This window comes from Tessaracoccus sp. MC1756, from assembly GCF_014164735.1.
Taxonomy (GTDB): Bacteria; Actinomycetota; Actinomycetes; order Propionibacteriales; family Propionibacteriaceae; genus Arachnia.
This window is the reverse complement of sequence record NZ_JACJFZ010000007.1, coordinates 1-18,409: the sequence shown is the minus strand read 5'-3', so window position 1 is coordinate 18,409 and position 18,409 is coordinate 1. Positions and strand designations below refer to the sequence as shown.

General features: G+C 69.7%; 16 protein-coding genes. 13 read left to right on the top strand and 3 right to left on the bottom strand.

Going from position 1 to position 18,409, the window contains the following annotated elements; genetic code table 11:
* Positions 1 to 10: 10 nt before the first annotated feature.
* Positions 11 to 1,123 (top strand): phenylalanine--tRNA ligase subunit alpha, encoded by a 1,113-nt coding sequence (pheS, locus tag H5393_RS13140; RefSeq protein ID WP_182764298.1) that lies wholly within the window; start codon positions 11 to 13, stop codon positions 1,121 to 1,123.
* A complete protein-coding gene (gene pheT, locus H5393_RS13135) occupies positions 1,120 to 3,609 on the top strand; it encodes a phenylalanine--tRNA ligase subunit beta (RefSeq protein ID WP_182767043.1) in 2,490 nt (829 codons plus the stop codon). The genes pheS and pheT overlap by 4 nt, the downstream gene beginning before the upstream one ends.
* Positions 3,610 to 3,806: 197 nt before the next feature.
* Here the strand turns inward: pheT and H5393_RS13130 are convergent, their stop codons facing one another.
* Positions 3,807 to 4,406, bottom strand: a complete 600-nt coding sequence (locus tag H5393_RS13130; RefSeq protein ID WP_182764296.1) for a DNA-directed RNA polymerase subunit beta — start codon at positions 4,404 to 4,406, stop codon at positions 3,807 to 3,809.
* An 80-nt stretch (positions 4,407 to 4,486) separates the two neighbouring features.
* Here H5393_RS13130 and H5393_RS13125 point away from each other — a divergent pair, with 80 nt between their 5' ends.
* Genes H5393_RS13125 through H5393_RS13115 form a run of 3 tightly spaced genes read left to right on the top strand, consistent with a single transcriptional unit; the run spans position 4,487 to position 6,489 of the window.
* Complete coding sequence (locus tag H5393_RS13125; protein WP_182764295.1) at positions 4,487 to 5,014, top strand: TetR/AcrR family transcriptional regulator C-terminal domain-containing protein; 528 nt, start codon at positions 4,487 to 4,489, stop codon at positions 5,012 to 5,014.
* Between the two features lie 5 nt (positions 5,015 to 5,019).
* On the top strand, positions 5,020 to 5,370 hold the full coding sequence (locus H5393_RS13120) for a hypothetical protein (protein ID WP_182767042.1): 351 nt from the start codon (positions 5,020 to 5,022) through the stop codon (positions 5,368 to 5,370).
* Positions 5,371 to 5,418: 48 nt separating this feature from the next.
* A complete protein-coding gene (locus H5393_RS13115) occupies positions 5,419 to 6,489 on the top strand; it encodes a cytochrome P450 (protein ID WP_182764293.1) in 1,071 nt (356 codons plus the stop codon).
* Here the strand turns inward: H5393_RS13115 and H5393_RS13110 are convergent.
* Positions 6,486 to 7,373 carry a hypothetical protein gene (locus H5393_RS13110; protein ID WP_182767041.1) on the bottom strand — a complete coding sequence of 296 codons (888 nt, stop codon included), beginning with the start codon at positions 7,371 to 7,373 and terminating at the stop codon, positions 6,486 to 6,488. The two genes, H5393_RS13115 and H5393_RS13110, sit on opposite strands and share 4 nt — an antisense overlap.
* A 92-nt stretch (positions 7,374 to 7,465) precedes the next feature.
* Between H5393_RS13110 and argC the strand changes: the two genes are divergently transcribed.
* Genes argC through tyrS form a run of 8 tightly spaced genes read left to right on the top strand, consistent with a single transcriptional unit; the run spans position 7,466 to position 16,469 of the window.
* Complete coding sequence (argC, locus tag H5393_RS13105; protein ID WP_182767040.1) at positions 7,466 to 8,497, top strand: N-acetyl-gamma-glutamyl-phosphate reductase; 1,032 nt, start codon at positions 7,466 to 7,468, stop codon at positions 8,495 to 8,497.
* Positions 8,494 to 9,645, top strand: a complete 1,152-nt coding sequence (gene argJ, locus H5393_RS13100) for a bifunctional glutamate N-acetyltransferase/amino-acid acetyltransferase ArgJ (RefSeq protein ID WP_182767039.1) — start codon at positions 8,494 to 8,496, stop codon at positions 9,643 to 9,645. The genes argC and argJ overlap by 4 nt, the downstream gene beginning before the upstream one ends.
* Positions 9,646 to 10,563 (top strand): acetylglutamate kinase, encoded by a 918-nt coding sequence (gene argB, locus H5393_RS13095; RefSeq protein WP_182764289.1) that lies wholly within the window; start codon positions 9,646 to 9,648, stop codon positions 10,561 to 10,563.
* Positions 10,563 to 11,735, top strand: coding sequence for an acetylornithine transaminase (locus tag H5393_RS13090; RefSeq protein WP_182767038.1), 1,173 nt, complete (start codon positions 10,563 to 10,565; stop codon positions 11,733 to 11,735). The genes argB and H5393_RS13090 overlap by 1 nt, the downstream gene beginning before the upstream one ends.
* Positions 11,728 to 12,219 (top strand): arginine repressor, encoded by a 492-nt coding sequence (locus H5393_RS13085; protein ID WP_182767037.1) that lies wholly within the window; start codon positions 11,728 to 11,730, stop codon positions 12,217 to 12,219. The genes H5393_RS13090 and H5393_RS13085 overlap by 8 nt, the downstream gene beginning before the upstream one ends.
* A complete protein-coding gene (gene argH, locus H5393_RS13080; RefSeq protein WP_182764286.1) occupies positions 12,216 to 13,619 on the top strand; it encodes an argininosuccinate lyase in 1,404 nt (467 codons plus the stop codon). Before H5393_RS13085 ends, argH begins: the two co-directional genes overlap by 4 nt.
* Before the next feature lie 50 nt (positions 13,620 to 13,669).
* Positions 13,670 to 15,157, top strand: a complete 1,488-nt coding sequence (locus tag H5393_RS13075) for a carboxyl transferase domain-containing protein (RefSeq protein WP_182767036.1) — start codon at positions 13,670 to 13,672, stop codon at positions 15,155 to 15,157.
* A gap of 58 nt (positions 15,158 to 15,215) precedes the next feature.
* On the top strand, positions 15,216 to 16,469 hold the full coding sequence (gene tyrS, locus H5393_RS13070; protein WP_182764284.1) for a tyrosine--tRNA ligase: 1,254 nt from the start codon (positions 15,216 to 15,218) through the stop codon (positions 16,467 to 16,469).
* An 11-nt stretch (positions 16,470 to 16,480) separates the two neighbouring features.
* Here tyrS and H5393_RS13065 read toward each other — a convergent pair whose 3' ends face one another.
* Positions 16,481 to 17,494 carry a CapA family protein gene (locus H5393_RS13065; RefSeq protein ID WP_182767035.1) on the bottom strand — a complete coding sequence of 338 codons (1,014 nt, stop codon included), beginning with the start codon at positions 17,492 to 17,494 and terminating at the stop codon, positions 16,481 to 16,483.
* Positions 17,495 to 18,409 lie beyond the last annotated feature (915 nt).

The following is an 18,409-nucleotide window of genomic DNA, read 5'->3' as shown; positions in this document are numbered from 1 at the left end:
GGAGGGACCCATGTCGGGGCCAAACGACAACTTCGATCCCAAGCAGGTCGCCTCGCTCGGCCCGGCGGCCATCGACGGTTTCGTCGCTGACGCGCTGGCAGCCATCGGCGCCGCGGTCACGACGGCTGAACTCAAGCAGGCGCGGCACGACCACGCGGGCGACACCTCGCCGCTGGCGCTCGCCAACCGCGAGATCGGCGCCCTGCCCCCGCAGGCACGCAAGGAGGCCGGGCAGCGCATCGGCAAGGCCCGCGGCCAGGTCAACCAGGCCTTCGCGGCTCGCCAGGAAGAGGTCGCGGCCGCTGAGCTTGAGGCCTCGTTGATCGCCGAGCGCATCGACATGACCCTCCCGGTCACCACCGGCCCGCGCGGGGCGCTGCACCCCATCACCAACCAGATCGACGAGATGATCGACGTCTTCGCGGACATGGGCTGGGAGGTCGCCGACGGTCCGCAGCTCGAAGCGGAGTGGTACAACTTCGACGCCCTCAACGTGCCGGTGGACCACCCCGCGCGGGCCCTGCAGGACACCCTCTGGATCGACCCGCCGTCGGCAGGCAAGCTGCTGCGCACCCAGACCTCCCCGGTCCAGGCGCGCGCCCTCCTGACGCACGGTGTGCCGCTGTATGTCGTCGTCCCCGGCAAGGTGTTCCGCGCCGATGAGTACGACGCGACGCACCTCCCGGTCTTCCACCAGCTGGAGGGCCTCGTCGTGGACAAGGGCATTTCCATGTCGGACCTGCGCGGCACGCTCGACCATCTGGCCAAGGCCATGTTCGGTGGCGACACCGCCACCCGCATGCGCCCCCACTACTTCCCGTTCACTGAACCCTCGGCCGAGGTAGACGTGCAGTGCTTCGTGTGCCACGGCGAGTCCGTCGGCAACCCTGACGCGCCCTGCCGCACCTGCCGTTCCGAAGGCTGGATCGAGTGGGGCGGTTGCGGCGTCGTGAACCCGCGGGTCCTGCGGGCCTGCGGCGTGGACCCGGAGGTCTACTCCGGCTTCGCGTTCGGTATGGGCATCGACCGCACGGTCATGTTCCGCACCGGCGCCCCCGACCTCCGCGATTTCGTGGAGGGCGACATCCGCTTCAGCCGATCCATCCTGGGAGGAGCCCGATGAAGGCCCCCGTCTCCTGGTTGCGCGACCTCGTCACGCTGCCCTCCGACGTCACCACCGCCAAGCTCGCCGAGCAGTTCACCGCGGTGGGGCTCACCGTCGAACGCATCGAGTCCACGGAGTCGCCGGTGACGGGCCCGCTGGTGGTCGGACGCGTGCTCAGCTACGTCGACGAACCGCAGAAGAACGGCAAGACCATCCGCTACTGCCGCGTGGACGTCGGCGGGCACAACGACCCTGCCACCGACGAGTTCCCGGCCTCCCGCGGCATCGTCTGCGGCGCGCACAACTTCGCCGAGGGCGACCTCGTCGTGGTGTCGCTACCCGGCACCGTCCTCCCCGGCAACTTCGAGATCGCCGCCCGCAAGACCTACGGCCACATCTCCGACGGCATGATCGTCTCTGAACTCGAGCTGGGCCTCGGCGAGGATCACGACGGCATCATCGTGCTCGCCCCCGGCACTGCGGAGCCCGGCACCCAGGCGCAGGACATCCTGTGGAGCGCCGACGAGGTGCTCGACATCGATGTGACACCGGACCTGAGCTACTGCCTGTCGCTGCGCGGTCTGGCCCGCGAGGCGGCCATCGCCAACGGCGTGACCTTCGAGGACACCTACCGCCGGGCCTTGCCCGAGCCTGTCGAGGGCGGACATCCGCTGGTGCTGGAATCCGAGCGCTGCGCATCCTTCGTGGCGCTGACCATCGAAGGCATCGATCCCGCCGCGTCCTCGCCCGAGTGGATGGCTGAGCGGCTGCGCGCCTCGGGCGTGCGTTCGATCTCGCTGGCCGTCGACGTGACCAACTACGTGATGCTCGAATCCGGCCAGCCGCTGCATGCCTACGACGGCGACAAGCTGCAGGGCCCCATCCGGGTGCGGCTCGCGCACGAGGGTGAGCGTCTGACCACGCTGGACGGCCAGGATCGCGCGCTCACCTCCGACGACCTGCTGATCACGGATGATTCCGGTCCCATCGGCATGGCCGGCGTCATGGGCGGCGAGAACACCGAGGTTTCGGAGGGCACCACGAGGATCGTCCTCGAAGCCGCGCACTTCGAGGCCACCTCGGTGTCGCGCACGTTCCGCCGTCACGGCCTGCCGTCCGAGGCCTCGAAGCGCTTCGAGCGCGGCGTCGACCCGCAGCTGCCCTACGCCGCCGCCAAGCGAGCCGCGAAGCTGCTGACCACCCACGGTGGGGGACAGGTGACGGCCGAGACCGTCGTCGGTTCCGCCCCGGTGCCGCACACGGTGTCGCTGCGCAGCGGCCTGATCTCCGACGTGCTGGGTACCCGCATCGAGCAGGACGAGACGCTGCGCCTGCTCAACGCCGCGTCGATCGAGGTGACGGCACTGGGGGACTCGCTGACCGTCACCGCCCCCAGCTGGCGCAACGACCTCGTGGACCCCTATGACGTGGTGGAGGAGGTCGGTCGTCACATCGGCTTCGACCGGATCGGCATGACCCTGCCCGTCCCCCCCGTGACCCGCGGCCTCGACCCGGCCATCCGTGACCGGCGCGCCGCCATGCGCGCGGTGGCGGGCCTGGGCTTCACCGAGGTGCTGTCCCTGCCGTTCGTCTCCGTCGATGAGCTCGACCAGTTGGGCGTTGCCGAGGCGGACCCCCGTCGACGCCTCGTCAAGCTGGCCAACCCCCTGTCGGAGACGCACAGCTACCTGCGCACCTCGTTGCTGCCGGGTCTGTTCACGGCCGTCGCCCGCAACACGTCGCGCAGCCTGTCGGATCTGGCGCTGTTCGAGAAGGGCAAGGTCTTCTTCGACGGCGGGGAGCCCGACGCCCCCCGCCCCGGAGTCGCCACCCGCCCCACCGAGGATGAGTTGGCCGCGCTCGACGCAGCGCTGCCCGCGCAGCCCGAGACCATGGCCGCCGTCGTGACCGGCAACTGGAAGTCCGCAGGCTGGGACGGCCCCGCCGTCGTCGCCGACTGGACCCATGTCGTCGCGTTCGCAGAAACGGCTGCCGCGGCTGTCGGTGTCGAGCTGGAGCGCCGCAACGTGGAGATGGCCCCCTGGCACCCCGGCCGGTGCGCCGAGCTGTCGGTCAACGGCATCGTGCTGGGCCACGCGGGGGAGCTGCACCCCAGGGTGGTGGCCGCTTTCCGCCTGCCGGAACGCAGCTGCGCCGTCGAGTTCAACGCCGACCTGCTGCTGGGGCACGCCGTCCGCGGCGGCGACATCGAGCCCATGCGCTCCTTCCCGATGGCGAAGGAGGACGTGGCGCTGATCGTCGACGCCGATGTCGCCTCCGTCGAGGTGGAGGCAGCTCTGGCTGAGGGCGCCGGTGGACTGCTCGAGTCGATCGCGCTGTTCGACGTCTACACGGGCGACCAGGTGGGCGAGGGGAAGAAATCGCTGGCGTTCGCGCTGCGTTTCCGCGCCGATCGGACGCTGACCGACGCGGAGGCCGCAGCGGCCAGGCAATCCGCGGTGAAGATGGCGGAAGAGCGCTTCGGCGCGGTCCAGCGCGCCTGAGAATCAGATGATCCCAGGAGAGACGGGGGCCAGACGGGCCCTGCAGCGATCGCGCTGCAGGGCCCGGCTGATGTGGAAAAGGTGAGGGCCGGACCGCAGAACGCCTCTCGGCGCGTGGCCGCTCGAAGCGGCTTTAAGTGGAGCCCGGGGTTACCGCGGCCCGGCATCTACCGAGTGTAATGGCTCCGCGCTGAGGCTCAAGTCAGTTGCCCTGATCGCCACAGTTTCGCCTGCATCGTGAACTCCTCGGCCATCGTCGTGTAGCCGGCGGTGAGCCGCTCGTGGTCGTCGTGGCGCGGGCCCAGCTCCGCAGCACCAGCCGCCATCACCCGGCTGAACGCGGAGGCGCGCTCGAGCGCCACGGCGAAGTCGCCGGTGAAGGCACCGCGCAGGATCTGGTTGACCAGGACCACCACTTCCGCCGGGGTGGGGGCGTGCGGGGAGCCCGCGATGGCCTGGTTCACGCCGTCGACCTCCGCACCCCGGGCGAAGATGCGGCCCGCGTCCTCGGGGTTGGCGGCCACGGTGTGCCGGACGAGGTACAGCCGCCACAGCGCGCCGGGCAACGTCTCCGCGGGCGCGTCGGCCCACAGCTCGGCGACATCGTCGATCCCGTGCTCGTCGGCGTACCCGATCAGCCTGTCGACGATCCGCGGGTCCGGCGCTGTGCGTACCCGGTGGAGGAGAGCGGCGGCCGTGTCGTGGGCCAGCCCCCCGAGCTCTGCAGGGTCGCCGGCGCCGTGGAGCGCCTCGATGATGTCGCCGGGGCGTCGGACTGGCTTGTGGAACTCACGCATGCCTCCAGCGTAGGCGTGCCAGTAGGGTGGGCGCGTGCATATCTCCGCCGGGGCAGCCGGGCGGACAGGGAAGGGGCCTCGTGGCGCTGAGCAGGGCGGCCATCGTCGATGCCGGGTTGGCGATCCTCGACGAGTACGGCCTCGGAGACCTCAGCATGCGGCGCGTCGCGGATTCGTTGGGTGTCCAGGCGGGGGCCCTGTACTACCACGTGCCCAATAAGCAGTCGCTGCTGGCCGCGATCGCGGACCAGATCCTCGCCACGCTCACTTCGGTGGATGACCTGTCCGGTTGGGCCCACAGCCTCCGTGCTGCGCTGCTCACCCATCGCGATGCCGCCGAACTCGTGAGCTCCTCCCACGCCCTCGGCCTCGGCACCCTTGATCCGACGGCAGGTGGCCGCGACCTCCTCGCGCGTGCGGGGCACCCGGAACCTGAGGCGACGATGGCGGCTCTGCTCCACTTCGTGCTCGGGCACGTCGTCGAGGAGCAGACCCGCACCCAGATGTACGCCCTCGGAGTTCTGACGGAGTTCGACCCCGCCCTCGCGGAGCATCATTTCCGGGTCGGCGTTGACACCTTCGTGCGGGGAGTAACCCCGGTAGGGTAACTCCTATGAACCGACAGCGACGTGGTTCCCGGCCGGCGATCTGGATCGCGGTAGTTGCGCTCGCGTGCGCCCTGATGGCCTGCACCGACACCGTGAAAGTCAGTCCGTCCACCTATTCGGGCGATCCTGATTCCCAGGCGCTCACCCTCCAGATCCAGGCCGCCGCAGGCGACACCGTTGCAGCCGCGGAGGTGACCGAGGAGACCGATGAGCAGGTCGTGATCGAGGTCCTCATCGACGAGAGCGCCCGCGACAGCGAGGACGCCGCCACTCTCGAGGCGGTCGTGGAACTGGACAGGGTGCTGGGCACCCGGGAGGTCGTCGACACCGAGGGCCGGGCCATTCCCCAGGCCTGACGGCGCAACCCACGTGCCCCTGTTATTCCAATCCGCTAGTGTCAAACCATGAGCGCTTTCCCTGACGGCGACACCATCCGGGTGACCGGACACGCCGAGGCCCTCGCCGTGGTGCAGGACCCCGAGACGTTCTCCAGCAAGGTGTCGCGTTTCCTGCAGGTACCCAACGGGCTCGACGGTGAGGAGCACGCCGCCTTCAGGCGTGCGCTGGACCCCTACTTCAACGAGGAGCGGATGGCCGCCCTCGAAGGACCTGTCCGGGAGGTGGCCCGCCGAGCCGTCGCCGCCGTGCCTAAGGGTGAGCCCGTCGAAGTCATTCACGGCCTCGGCGTGCAGTTCGCCGTCGACGCGATGCTGGCCTGGCTCGGCTGGTCACCGGAACTCCGCCAGGAACTGATCGACTGGGTGGCGGAGAACGCCAATGCCTCCCGCTCGGGTGACCTCGAGCGCACCACAGAGGTGGCGCAGTGGTTTGACGACATCATCGGTCGCGTGGTGGACCCGCGGGCGGCGCATTTCAGCGAACCGGCCCAGGACGTCACCGACGAGCTCATCCGCCAGGAGGTGGACGGCCGGCAGCTGGCCCGGCCGGAGATCATCTCCATCCTGCGCAACTGGACGGGCGGCGACCTCGGGTCCCTGGCCCTCTGCGCCGGCGTCGTCCTGCACCAGCTTGCGCAGGACCCGGCCATCGAGGCGGAGGTCCGCTCCCGGCGCACCGACCCGTCGGCGCTCGCCGCGGCGATCGACGAGCTGCTCCGCATCGACGACCCGTTCGTCAGCAACCGACGCGTGGCCACGCGTGAGACCAAGGTGGGCGGTTGCCCCGTCGCCCACGGCCAGCGCCTCGTCGTGGACTGGACGGAGGCGAACCGGGACCCGGCGCGTTTCCAGGACCCCGACCGGTACGAGCCCGAGGCCAATGCCGGGGCGAACCTCGTCTACGGCGCCGGTCCGCACGTGTGCCCTGGGCGGCCGCTGGCCACTCTGGAGTTGCGCATCCTCCTCGAAGAGGTGCTCGACGCAACCAGGGATCTGTCGCTTCCCGCGGATCAGCCCGGCGTCCGCGCCGAACGCCCGCTGGGCGGCTGGTCGCAGAAGCCGGTCGTCTTCGCCTAGGAGCGCCTGGTGGTCCCTGCGAGGAGCAGGGCCAGCAGGCTCAGTCCGATCAGCCCGTAGACGACGTACAGCGCGGGCTGGGTGAAGTCCAGGAAGGATTGGGTGCCGCCCTCGACGATCCGGGTGCGCACCGCGGCGGCCAGGGAGTCGCCCTCGGGGAAGGCGACCCTCTCGACGGTGAGCCGACCGAACCACAGGCCCACCGCCGCCGCCGCTGCCGCCAGGAGAAGCGCCACCCAGCGGCCGCGCCGTGACCCGATGACCAGGCCGATGACGGCCAGCGCCCCGGCCGCCGCGTAGAACCACGGCCAGTTGCGGGCGGCGCCCACGCCGTCGGCGATGGACTGGGTGATGGACTCCGACGGCTGACCCAGCGGGAGGCGGACCTCATCCAACTGGACCTGGTCGAGGTAGGGGTGCAGCGGCTCGGCCGAGACCTCCATCAGCTTCGCCTTCCCCAGTTGGGCGAAGGGGGAGAGGTCGAACCAGATGGTGGGAGCCTCCAGCGTCTCGTCCTCGCGCACGGCGTCGAGCGCCTTCACATAGGCCACACGGGAGCGGTTGATCGACTCGTTCCAGGCGCGCTGCACGCCGGGATCCGCGAGCGCCGTCACCACCGCGACGGTGATGACCTGGTTGATCTGTTCCCCGATGAGCGGCAGTTCGAGCATCTCCGCCGGCACGGCCTTCTTCGCCTCGGCCGTCAGCGTGGAGGAAAGCTCAGCGGTGATCTCGCTGTCCGAGACCAGAGGTCCGATGATGCGCTGCAGGGGCGCAGGGGTGCGCGCCAGCCGGTCCACCCAGTGGGCGCCCATGGCCCCGAACCCGACGGCCACGGCCACGAGCAGGACTGTGAGCGCGATGAACGAGCGCATGAAACTCATGCGGTAAGCGTAGACGCTGCGTCTGACGCCGGTCTGTGACCGTGGTCCCGGCGCGGTGGCATATCTATTCGATCTATGGAATAGTTTCCCCCATGACGTATTCAGTGGCGGTGGCCGGATGCACGGGCTACGCGGGCGGGGAACTGCTGAGGCTCCTGCTGCAGCATCCGGATGTGACGATCGGTGCCCTCACCGGCAACTCCAGTGTGGGTGACCGCCTGGGCAACCACCAGCCGCATCTCGCGCCGCTCGCAGACCGCGTGGTCGAGCCCACCACCGCCGAGGTGCTCGCCGGTCACGACGTCGTGTTCCTCGCGCTGCCGCACGGCACTTCCGCCGCCATCGCAGAGCAGTTGGGCGACGACGTGCTGATCGTGGACGCCGGCGCAGATTTCCGGCTCCGGGACGCCACGCAGTGGGAGAAGTTCTACGGCTCCCCGCACGCCGGCACCTGGCCCTATGGCCTACCAGAGCTGCCCGGCGCCCGCGAATCCCTCGCTGGCAGCAAGCGCGTCGCGGTGCCGGGGTGCTACCCGACGGCCACCACCCTGGCGCTCCTGCCCGCCGTCGCAGCCGGACTGATCGACGCCTCCCAGATCTGCGTCGTCGCCGCTTCGGGCACCTCGGGTGCAGGCAAATCGCTCAAGCCGCACCTGTTGGGCTCGGAGACCATGGGCAACATGAGCCCCTATGGCGTCGGCGGCCTGCACCGCCACACCCCCGAGATCGTCCAGAACCTCTCCGGCGTCACGGACTCCGAGGTGAACGTGAGCTTCACGCCGCTGCTGGTCCCCATGCCCCGGGGCATCCTGGCCACCTGCTCCGCCCCGGTCGCCGACGGCGTGACCACCGCCTCCGCCCGCGTGGCCTACGCCACCCGGTACGAGAGCGAGCCCTTCGTCGATCTCCTCCCCGAAGGCGCCTGGCCCCAGACCGCAGCCGTGGTCGGGTCCAACCGCGTCACCGTGCAGGTCGTCGTCGATGAGACGGCCGGACGCCTGATCGCCATCTCGGCCATCGACAACCTCACCAAGGGCACCGCAGGCGGCGCCGTCCAGTCCATGAACCTCGCCCTCGGCCTGCCGGAAACCACGGGCCTCAGCACCGTGGGGGTTGCACCGTGAGCGTCACTCTCCCCAAGGGCTTCACCGCCTCCGGCGCTACGGCCGGCCTGAAGGTGTCCGGCAAGCCGGACGTCGCCGTCGTGCACAATACCGGGCCGTCCATGGCCGCCGCCGCGGTCTTCACCACCAACAGGGTCTTCGCCGCGCCGGTCAAGTGGTCACGGCAGGCTGTCTCCGACGGCCAGCTCCAGGCGGTCGTGCTCAACTCCGGTGGAGCCAACGCCTGCACCGGTGCCGCGGGCTACCAGGACTCAGCCACCACGGCAGCCCGCGTCGCCTCGAACCTCGGGCTCATCATCGACAATGTCGCCGTCTGCTCCACCGGGCTCATCGGGGTGCGGTTGCCGATGGACAAGCTCCTTCCCGGCGTCGACGCAGCGTGTTCGGCCCTGGCTGCCGACGGGGGAGCGGCGGCCGCCGCGGCGATCATGACCACGGACACGGTGGCGAAGCAGGCCGGCGTCACCGTCGGCCAGTGGTCGATCGGAGGCATGGCCAAGGGGGCCGGCATGCTGGCGCCCGGCCTGGCCACCATGCTGGTGGTCCTCACCACCGACGCGGACCTGAGCGCCGAGGACCTCGACAGAGCCCTGCGGGAAGCCACCCGGCTCAGTTTCGACCGGGCGGATTCCGACGGCTGCATGTCCACCAACGACACCGTCGCGCTGCTGGCGTCCGGCGCCGCCGGGGTGCGCCCGGAAATCGGCGCCTTCACTGCAGCACTCGTGGACGTCTGCCAGGATCTGGCGCGCCAGCTCATCGCCGACGCCGAGGGCGCCCAGCACGAGATCGCCATCGAGGTCACCGGAGCGGCAACCGAGCGCGACGCTGAGGTGGTCGGCCGCGAGATCGCGCGCTCCAACCTGTTCAAGTGCGCCGTCTTCGGCGGAGACCCCAACTGGGGCCGCGTGTTGTCGGCCATCGGTGTCACGGACGCGACGTTCAACGCTGACGACCTCGACGTCTCCTTCAACGGCGTCATGGTGTGCCGGGGCGGGCAGATCGGCGACGACCGCAACCTGGTCGACCTCTCTGGGCGCCATGTCGCCGTGACCGTCGACCTCCACGCCGGCAACGCTGCAGCCACCATCCTGACCAACGACCTCACGTATGACTACGTGAAGGAGAACGCGGAGTACTCCACCTAAATGATGACCAGGCCCCAACCCCACCAGCAGCCCGAACTGATCGCCAAGGCGTCCACCCTCATCGAGGCCCTGCCCTGGCTCGCCGAATACGCCGGCCAGACCGTCGTGATCAAGTACGGCGGAAACGCCATGACCGACGAGCACCTCAAGCGCGCCTTCGCGGAGGACATCGTGTTCCTGCGCCGCGTCGGGGTGAAGCCGGTGGTGGTGCACGGCGGCGGGCCGCAGATCTCGTCGATGCTCAAGAAGCTGGACATCGATTCGGAGTTCCGCGGCGGGCTGCGCGTCACCACGCCGGAGGCGATGGATGTGGTGCGCATGGTCCTGGTGGGCCAGGTGGGCCGCGAACTCGTCAACCTGATCAACCAGCACGGCCCGTTCGCCGTCGGTATGTCCGGTGAGGACGGCGGTCTCTTCACCGCCAAGCGGCGCGGGCTGATGGTCGACGACGAGGAGATCGACCTCGGCCTGGTGGGCGACGTCGAGGCGGTGGACCCCGCCGGCATCAACGATCTCATCGACGCCGGGCGGATCCCCGTGGTCGCCACGGTAGCCCCGGATTCGGACGGGCAGGTGTACAACGTCAACGGCGACACCGCCGCCGCTGCGCTCGCCGTCGCGCTCGGCGCCAAGCGCCTCGTGATGCTGACCAACGTTGCGGGCGTCTACGCCAACTACCCCGACGAGAGTTCGGTCATCACGCAGATCAGCACCGACGAGGTGCGCGAGATGCTGCCCACGCTCGACGCTGGCATGATCCCCAAGATGGAGGCCTGCGTCCGGGCGGTCGACGGCGGGGTCACCTCGGCGACCGTCCTCGACGGCCGCGTCCCGCACTGCCTGCTGCTCGAGATCTTCACCAACCAGGGCGTGGGCACCATGGTCACCAACGCCGGCGTAGCGAAGGAAGACAACTGATGACGCAGGACCAACTCACGGCCAGCTACGCGGCGGTCATGATGAACGCTTTCGGCGCCCCGAAGCGCATCTTCGAGCGCGGCGAGGGCGTGCACCTCTGGGACGCCGACGGCAGGCAGTACACCGACCTGCTCTCCGGCCTGGCGGTCAATGCCCTGGGCCACGCCCATCCCGGCGTCACGCAGGCGATCACCGAGCAGCTCGGCCGCCTCGGCCACGTGTCGAACTTCTTCGCCAGCGAGCCGCAGATTCGGCTGGCGCAGCGGCTCGCCGCACTCACCGGCGATTCCGGTGCCCGGGTGTTCTTCACCAACTCCGGCACCGAGGCGAACGAGGCCGCCTTCAAACTGACCCGGCTCACCGGCCGCACGCGCATCATCGCGATGGAGGGGGCCTTCCACGGCCGCACCATGGGCGCCCTGGCCATCACCGCCAACGCGAAGTACCGCGAACCCTTCGTGCCCCTTCCGGGCGACGTCACGTTCGTCCCCTACGGCGACACCGAGGCGCTGCGGGCCGCTCTCGACGACACCGTGGCCGCCGTCGTCGTCGAGGCGGTGCAGGGAGAGAACGGCGTTGTGCCGGCGCCCGACGGCTACCTCGCCGAGATCCGCGAGCTCACGCGGGCGCACGGTGCGCTGATGTGGGTCGACGAGGTGCAGACCGGTCTCGGGCGGTGCGGCGAATACCTCGCACACCGGACGGTGAGCGCGGTCGCCGACCTCGTCACCCTGGCGAAGGGGCTCGGCAACGGTTTCCCGATCGGCGCCTGCATCGCCACGGGCGCCGCGGCCAACCTCCTGCAGCCCGGGCAGCACGGCACCACGTTCGGGGGCAACCCGGTGGCTGCCGCCGCAGGCAACGCCGTGCTCGACGCGCTGGAGGGCGGCGTGCTGGAGAACGTGCGCCGCACAGGGGAGTGGCTCGCCGACGCCGTGCGCGGCCTGAACGCGCCGTCGATCAGTGAGGTGCGCGGAAGGGGCATGCTGCTCGGCGTCGTGCTGACCGGCGAGAACGCCGCGCAGGTCGCCGACGCGGCCCTCGACGCGGGCTTCGTGATCAACGCACCGCGGCCCAACGTCATCCGGCTCGCTCCGCCGCTGATCGCGACCCCCGACGACCTGCAGCCGTTCCTCGACGCCCTTCCCGCGCTGCTCCGGGACAATGCCTAAGTTGACCCGCGCCGGCCGGCTCGCCACGCTGCGTCAGTTGCTCGTGGAGGCGCGCTACACGTCCCAGGGTGAACTGATCGACGCCCTGGCCGAGCACGGCATCGCCGTGAGCCAGCCCACGCTCAGCAAGGACCTCCTCGAGCTGGGCGCCGTGCGGCAGCGCGCCGTCGGCGGTGCCCTCGTGTACGCCCCCGCGGGGGAGGAGGGCGAGGACGCCGCCCTGGAGAAGCTCGCCCGGCTGTGCGCCGAGCTGCTGCAGTCCATCCGGCACGCCGGCACCCAGATCCTCGTCAGGACGCCGCCCGGCGCGGCGCAGTATTTCGCCTCGTACCTCGACCTCGCCGGGCTCCCCGGCGTGTTGGGTACGATCGCCGGCGACGACACCGTGCTGGTGATCGCCACCGACACCGAGGCCGCCATCCGAACGGTGGGGACCGTCTCCGAGATGACCCGCACCGGCAAACCAGCAAAGGAAGACTTGTGAGCACTGATCAGGGACGACTCTGGGGCGGCCGATTCGAGGGCGGGCCCAGCGAGGCGATGTTCGCGCTGAGCAAGTCGACCCAGTTCGACTGGCGCCTCGCCCTGCACGACATCGCCGGCTCCCGCGCCCACGCCAAGGCGCTGCTCGCGGCCGGCCTGCTCACCCAGGAGCAGGCCACGGCCATGGATGAGGGGCTGGCCGAGCTGGCCCGTCGCGTCGAGGCAGGCGACTTCCTGCCCGCCGACAGCGACGAGGACGTGCACGGCGCCCTCGAGCGGGGTCTGAAGGACATCGTCGGGGCGGACCTCGGCGGCCGCATCCGCGCCGGCCGCTCGCGCAACGACCAGATCGCCACGCTGATCCGCTCCTACCTCCGCGAGGAGATCCGGCTGATCGCCCAGGACGTCGACGGTGTCCTCAGTGCGCTCGCGGCCCAGGCGGAGAAGTATCTGGGCGCCGTCATGCCCGGCCGCACGCACCTCCAGTCGGCCCAGCCCATCCTGCTCAGCCACCACCTGCTGGCCCACGCCTGGCCGCTGGTCCGCGACATCCAACGCCTCCACGACCTCGACAAGCGCCTCTCGGTCAGCCCGTACGGCTCGGCTGCCCTGGCGGGCACGTCGCTGGGCCTGAGCCCTGAGCTGGTGGCCCGGGAACTGGGCTTCGCCTCGTCCGTGCCGAACTCGATCGACGGCACCGCGGCGCGCGACCTCATCGCTGAAGCGGCGTTCGTGCTGGCGCAGATCGGCGTGGACCTGTCCCGCCTCTCCGAGGACGTCATCCTGTGGTGCACCGCAGAGTTCGGTTTCGCGACCCTCGACGACGCCTGGTCCACGGGAAGTTCGATCATGCCGCAGAAGAAGAACCCCGATGTCGCCGAACTCGCCCGGGGCAAGGCCGGCCGCCTCATCGGGAACCTGACCGGCCTGATGGCCACGCTCAAGGGTCTCCCGCTGGCCTACAACCGCGACCTGCAGGAGGACAAGGAGCCCATCTTCGACGGCATCGATCAGCTGCATGTGCTGATCCCCGCGGTCGCCGGGATGGTCGGCACGCTGACGTTCCATCCCGAGCGCATGGCAGAGGTGGCGCCGAAGGGCTTTTCGCTGGCGACGGACGTGGCGGACCACCTGGTGCGCAGCGGCGTGCCGTTCGCCGTCGCCCACGAGGTTGCCGGGGAGACCGTCCGCTACTGCGAGTCCGAGGGCATCACGCTCCAGGACCTCGCCGCGGACGACCTTCCCCGGATCTCCGCGCACCTCGACGACGCCGTCCTCGGTGTGCTCACCGTCGAGGGGTCCGTGGCGTCGCGCGACGGACGTGGCGGCACCGCGCCCGCGAGGGTCGCCGAACAGCTCGCCGAACTCCGGGCAGCCCAGGCGGCTCTGGCGGATTTCTGATGCCGGCCGGGCCCCACTAACCTGAAGCCATCCGCTGACAGGGGCAGGCAATGACGCGACTCACTGTGGACGAGATCATCTCCACCATCCTCGACGACGGCTCCGTCCGGGCCTGGGACGAGGCGATCCCGGATCCCGCCATCGTCGAGCCGTACCGCGACGACCTGGAGGCCGCCCGCGCGAGGACGGGTCGCGACGAGTCGGTCGTCGCTTGTGAGGGCACCCTCAACGGCAGACGTGTGGCCCTCGTCGCCGGTGATGCGGCCTTCCTCGGCGGGTCCATCGGGGTCTCGGCGGGGGAGCGCCTGACCCGCGCCATCGAGCGCGCCACCGCTGAGCGCCTCCCCATCATCGCGCTGCCGGTGGGCGGCGGCACCCGCATGCAGGAGGGCACCGTCGCGTTCCTCCAGATGGTCAAGATCACCGGCGCCGTCATGGCTCACAAGGACGAGCACCTGCCGTACCTCGTGTACCTGCGCAACCCCACGATGGGCGGCGTGTTCGCTTCCTGGGGATCGCTGGGGCACGTCACGCTCGCGGAGCCCGGCGCCCTCGTCGGCTTCCTGGGGCCCCGCGTGTACGAAGCGCTCTACGGCGCCCCGTTCCCGCCCGGTGTGCAACTGTCGGACAACCTGGCCGAACGCGGCGTCATCGATGCCGTGTGCGACATCGCCGACGTGCCGGCGGCCTTTGACAGACTGCTCAGCGTGGTCCAGCAGCGCGTCGGTGCGATGCCGCCGCCGCTGCCGTCCGCGGTGGAGTTGCCGGATGTCCCCGCCTGGGAGTCGGTGGCCCGCACCCGCCGCGACGACCGCCCCGGCCTCCGCGACCTCCTTGAGGTCGCCGCTTCGGACGTGACCATGCTCAACGGCACCGGCGACGGTGAGTCCCACCCCGGCTCCGTCCTGGCCGTGGCCCGTTGGGGCGATGCGCCGTGCGTCATCGTGGGGCAGGACCGACACGACCAGGGGCGGCCGCTCGACCCCGCCGCCCTGAGGGAGGTCCGACGGGGGATCCGGCTGGCCCGCGAGCTCAAGCTGCCGCTGATCTCCGTCATCGACACCCCTGGGGCGGCGCTGTCGAAGGAGGCGGAGGAGCGCGGGCTGGCCTCCGAGATCGCCCGGACTCTCAGCGAGTTGCTCACCCTGCCGAGCCCCACCGTGAGCCTCTTGATGGGGCAGGGGACCGGCGGCATCGCGCTGGCCCTGACGCCGGCAGATCGCGTGGTCGCCGCACAGCACGCCTGGCTCGCGCCGCTCCCGCCCGAGGGGGCCTCGGCGATCGTGTACCGCGACGTCGATCACGCGGCTGACATGGCCACCGCCCAGGGGGTTCGCTCGGCAGACCTGGTGACGGCCGGTATCGTCGACCGCATCGTTGCGGAGCCGGACGACCCCGCGCGGGACCGCGAGGAGTTCTGCCGACGGTTGGGCGAGGCGCTGCACGACGAGGTCGTCCGCGTCGTGACCATGCCCGGCCGCGACCGCAGGGCGATCCGCCGCAGGCGGTACCGGCAGCTCGGCTGGCCCGCGGGGTAGTCGCACCGTCAGACGGCCGCGGAACGGCTCCCCGGGAGCGGACGCTACGATGGCGCTTGTGAATGCACTACTTGACGACCTGCGTTGGCGTGGGCTGATCGCCCACTCGACCGATCCGGAGGCGCTCGCTGCGCACCTGGACGACGGGCCGGTCAAGTTCTATATCGGCTTCGACCCCACGGCGGAGAGCGTCCACACCGGCAACCTCGTGCAGGCGCTGCTGGCCCGCCGGTTGCAGGACGCCGGCCACCAGCCGTTCATGCTGGTGGGCGGTGCCACCGGCCTCATCGGTGACCCGAAGGAATCAGGCGAGCGCGTGATGAACTCGGTCGAGTTGGTGCACGAATGGGTGGACAGGATCCGCGGCCAAGTAGGGCGCTACGTCAACTTCGACGGCCCGAACGCGGCCACCATGGTCAACAACTACGACTGGACCAGCACCATGTCGGTGCTCGACTTCCTGCGCGACGTCGGCAAGCATTTCCCGGTCAACCGCATGCTGGCCCGCGACGTGGTGGCCCGTCGCCTCGAGGCCGGCATCTCGTACACGGAGTTCTCCTATGTGCTCCTCCAGTCGATGGACTTCCGTGAGCTGTACCGCCGCTACGGCGTCACCCTGCAGACGGGCGGCTCGGACCAGTGGGGCAACCTGACCGCAGGGGTGGAACTCATCCGTCGTTCAGACCAGGGGAGGGCGCATGCGCTGGCCACCCCGCTGCTGACGAAGGCGGACGGCACCAAGTTCGGGAAGACCGAATCCGGCACCGTCTGGCTCGACGGCAGGCTCACCAGCCCCTACGCCTTCCACCAGTTCTTCCTGAACTCGGAGGACTCCAAGGTGGTGGACTACCTGAAGGTGTTCTCGTTCCGCTCCCGCGAGGAGATCGAGGCCCTCGAGCAGGCCACCATCGAGGCGCCCTTCAAGCGCGAGGCGCAGCGGGCGCTGGCTGATGAAGTGACCGACATCGTCCACGGAAGAGCGGAACGGGAGGCGGCTGTCGCCGCGGCCGCGGCGCTCTTCGGTCGCGGTGAGTTGCACGAACTGAGCCCGGAAACGCTCAGCAGTGTCGCCGGCGAAGTCGGTGGCGGCGAGCTGGAACCCGGGGCCACGATCGTCGACGCCATGGTCGCGGCAGGAGTGTCGAAGTCGAAGGGCGAAGCCCGTCGCACTGTCGCCGAGGGCGGCGCGTACCTGAACAACGAAAAGGTCGAGGACCCGGATGTGACGCTCGACGGGGAACGGCTGCTGCACGGTCGCTTCGCCGTCGTGCGGCGCGGGCGCAAGACGGTCGGCATCGCCAGCCTGCGCTGAGACCTCGACGGCTACTGCCGTTCAGTCAGGCCCTCGGCGCCGAGCGAGTGCACCACGGCGCGAGTGCGCGCGGCGGATTCCAACATCGCGGAGGACAGCGGCGTACCCTTCCTGAGCTCATCTGGAATGAGGTGGACCCGGGCGGGCACGCTGCCCGACTTCGCGGTGATCATGGTGGGTGCGTACTCTGCGGCGGTGGCGGTGAAGGCCCCGCCCTCCTGCTCCGTGAAGGTGATCTGGGCCACGTATCCGTCGTAGGTGTGGGGTTGGGCGGGGCCGCTGGCCGCGATCAGGTTGCCCGCCCCGTAGACCACCCACTTGCCGTTGACCTTCGTGATGGGCTGCACGACGTGGGCGTGCTGCCCGAACACGAGGTCCACCTCCGGCGCGGCAGTCACGGCTTCGGCGTAGGCGGCCTGCTGAGCGGTGACGGCGCTGGAGTACTCGTCTCCGGCGTGCATGTGCACCGCCACGAGGTCGGCCCCCGCTGCTTTGGCCGCTCTCGCTTGTGCCACAGCCCGCTCGGCGTCGAGCAGATCGACGGACCAGGGCTTACCGGCCGGTCTCGCCAGACCGTTCAGCCCGTAGGTCTGGCTCACCACGGCCACCCTCACGCCTGAGGCTGTGGTAAAGATCACTGGGGTGGCCGCCTCCAGTGGCGAGGCGTAGGAGCCTGCGGTCAGGATCCCCGCAGCCCGGTGCACCTCGATCGTGCGCACCAACCCCTCCCAGCCCTGGTCCATGGTGTGGTTCGACGCCGTGGTGCACAGGTCCCAACCCGTCGCCCGGATGGCCGGGGCGATCTCCTGGGGTGCGGCGAACGTGGGGTAGTTCTCGTACGGGCCTCCCGCGGGGGCGAAGGGCACCTCCGAATGGCAGATGGCCAGATCAGCGGCCGACACGTAGTCGGTCAGGGACGCGAGCTGGGGGACGAAGTCGAACCTCCCCGAGGCCGACGCGCCGGCATCCAGCTCCGCGCTGGCCCAGAGACTGTTGTGCCACAACAGGTCCCCGCTCACGTTCACGCTGACAGTGCGGGCGGCGAACGGCCTGGGCGCCTCTAGGGCTGACGACGCAGCGGTGGGCGAAGCAGCGCTACCTGGGGGAGAGGGGAGAGGGGACGGGACCACCCCAGCCCTCATGGGGACACAACCCACCAGGAGCACCGCCGTCACAGCAGCAATGGCGCAGCCCCTCAGTCTCATGGCTCCACTGTACGAATCCCCTGCGGAGTGCACGCACCCGGATCACCCCCAGGTCTGATTTGCCGGGACTGCGGCACAGGTGTAATGTTCCTCAAGCTCCGAGGTGCACCGCACTGAATCAGGACGGACCAGGAGCCATCCCACCAAGCCGTAGCTACGGGACGAGTGTGCGTTCAGACGAACCCGCTCCATGCCTGGGCGACGAGTGCGGGCCCGGGTCCGGCGATTTGTCGGCCGCAAGGGAAACGGGTAATGTGTAGCAGGCCGCTTCGGCGGTAACGAACAACTCAACAGCGGTCGGCCTCGAATCAGTCGGTTTGACATCGATGAGGTGAGCCGAGTAGCATGTGGATCCGCGAAAGCGGTTGCCAACGAGCAAAGCCCCCAGTCACATGGGATTTGCTTCTGCTACTCAAGCTTCTCAGTCAAGTCGAAACGATTTGACAGGCCGAGCGCAAGTAAGTAAAGTTGGACGAGCCGCTCAGCGGCGAAGACAATTCAACTGAACGAGCTGAAGACGGCCCGGGTTTGACCGGCCGGCAGCAAGCGAGTAAGGTTGATCGAGTTGCCCCAAGCGGAAATCGCACCGAAAATAGTGCGTTCGAAGCGCGGGTCGCACCCGAAACTTGAGAACTCAACAGTGTGCTTTAAGTCAATGCCAATTATATGCACTGGCAAGGCTTTTCGGAGTCTTGTCGTGCGAACCCGTCTCCCAGCTTTGGTTGGGGATGGATT

Excerpts from the sequence above, each read along its gene's own strand:
- H5393_RS13130 (WP_182764296.1), bottom strand. The coding sequence starts at position 4,406 with ATGCGTGAGTTCCACAAGCCAGTCCGACGCCCCGGCGACATCATCGAG.
- H5393_RS13090 (WP_182767038.1), top strand. The coding sequence starts at position 10,563 with ATGACGCAGGACCAACTCACGGCCAGCTACGCGGCGGTCATGATGAAC.
- argC (WP_182767040.1), top strand. The coding sequence starts at position 7,466 with ATGACGTATTCAGTGGCGGTGGCCGGATGCACGGGCTACGCGGGCGGG.
- H5393_RS13075 (WP_182767036.1), top strand. The coding sequence starts at position 13,670 with ATGACGCGACTCACTGTGGACGAGATCATCTCCACCATCCTCGACGAC.
- H5393_RS13085 (WP_182767037.1), top strand. The coding sequence starts at position 11,728 with ATGCCTAAGTTGACCCGCGCCGGCCGGCTCGCCACGCTGCGTCAGTTG.
- H5393_RS13120 (WP_182767042.1), top strand. The coding sequence starts at position 5,020 with ATGAACCGACAGCGACGTGGTTCCCGGCCGGCGATCTGGATCGCGGTA.
- argB (WP_182764289.1), top strand. The coding sequence starts at position 9,646 with ATGATGACCAGGCCCCAACCCCACCAGCAGCCCGAACTGATCGCCAAG.
- H5393_RS13115 (WP_182764293.1), top strand. The coding sequence starts at position 5,419 with ATGAGCGCTTTCCCTGACGGCGACACCATCCGGGTGACCGGACACGCC.
- pheS (WP_182764298.1), top strand. The coding sequence starts at position 11 with ATGTCGGGGCCAAACGACAACTTCGATCCCAAGCAGGTCGCCTCGCTC.
- H5393_RS13110 (WP_182767041.1), bottom strand. The coding sequence starts at position 7,373 with ATGAGTTTCATGCGCTCGTTCATCGCGCTCACAGTCCTGCTCGTGGCC.
- pheT (WP_182767043.1), top strand. The coding sequence starts at position 1,120 with ATGAAGGCCCCCGTCTCCTGGTTGCGCGACCTCGTCACGCTGCCCTCC.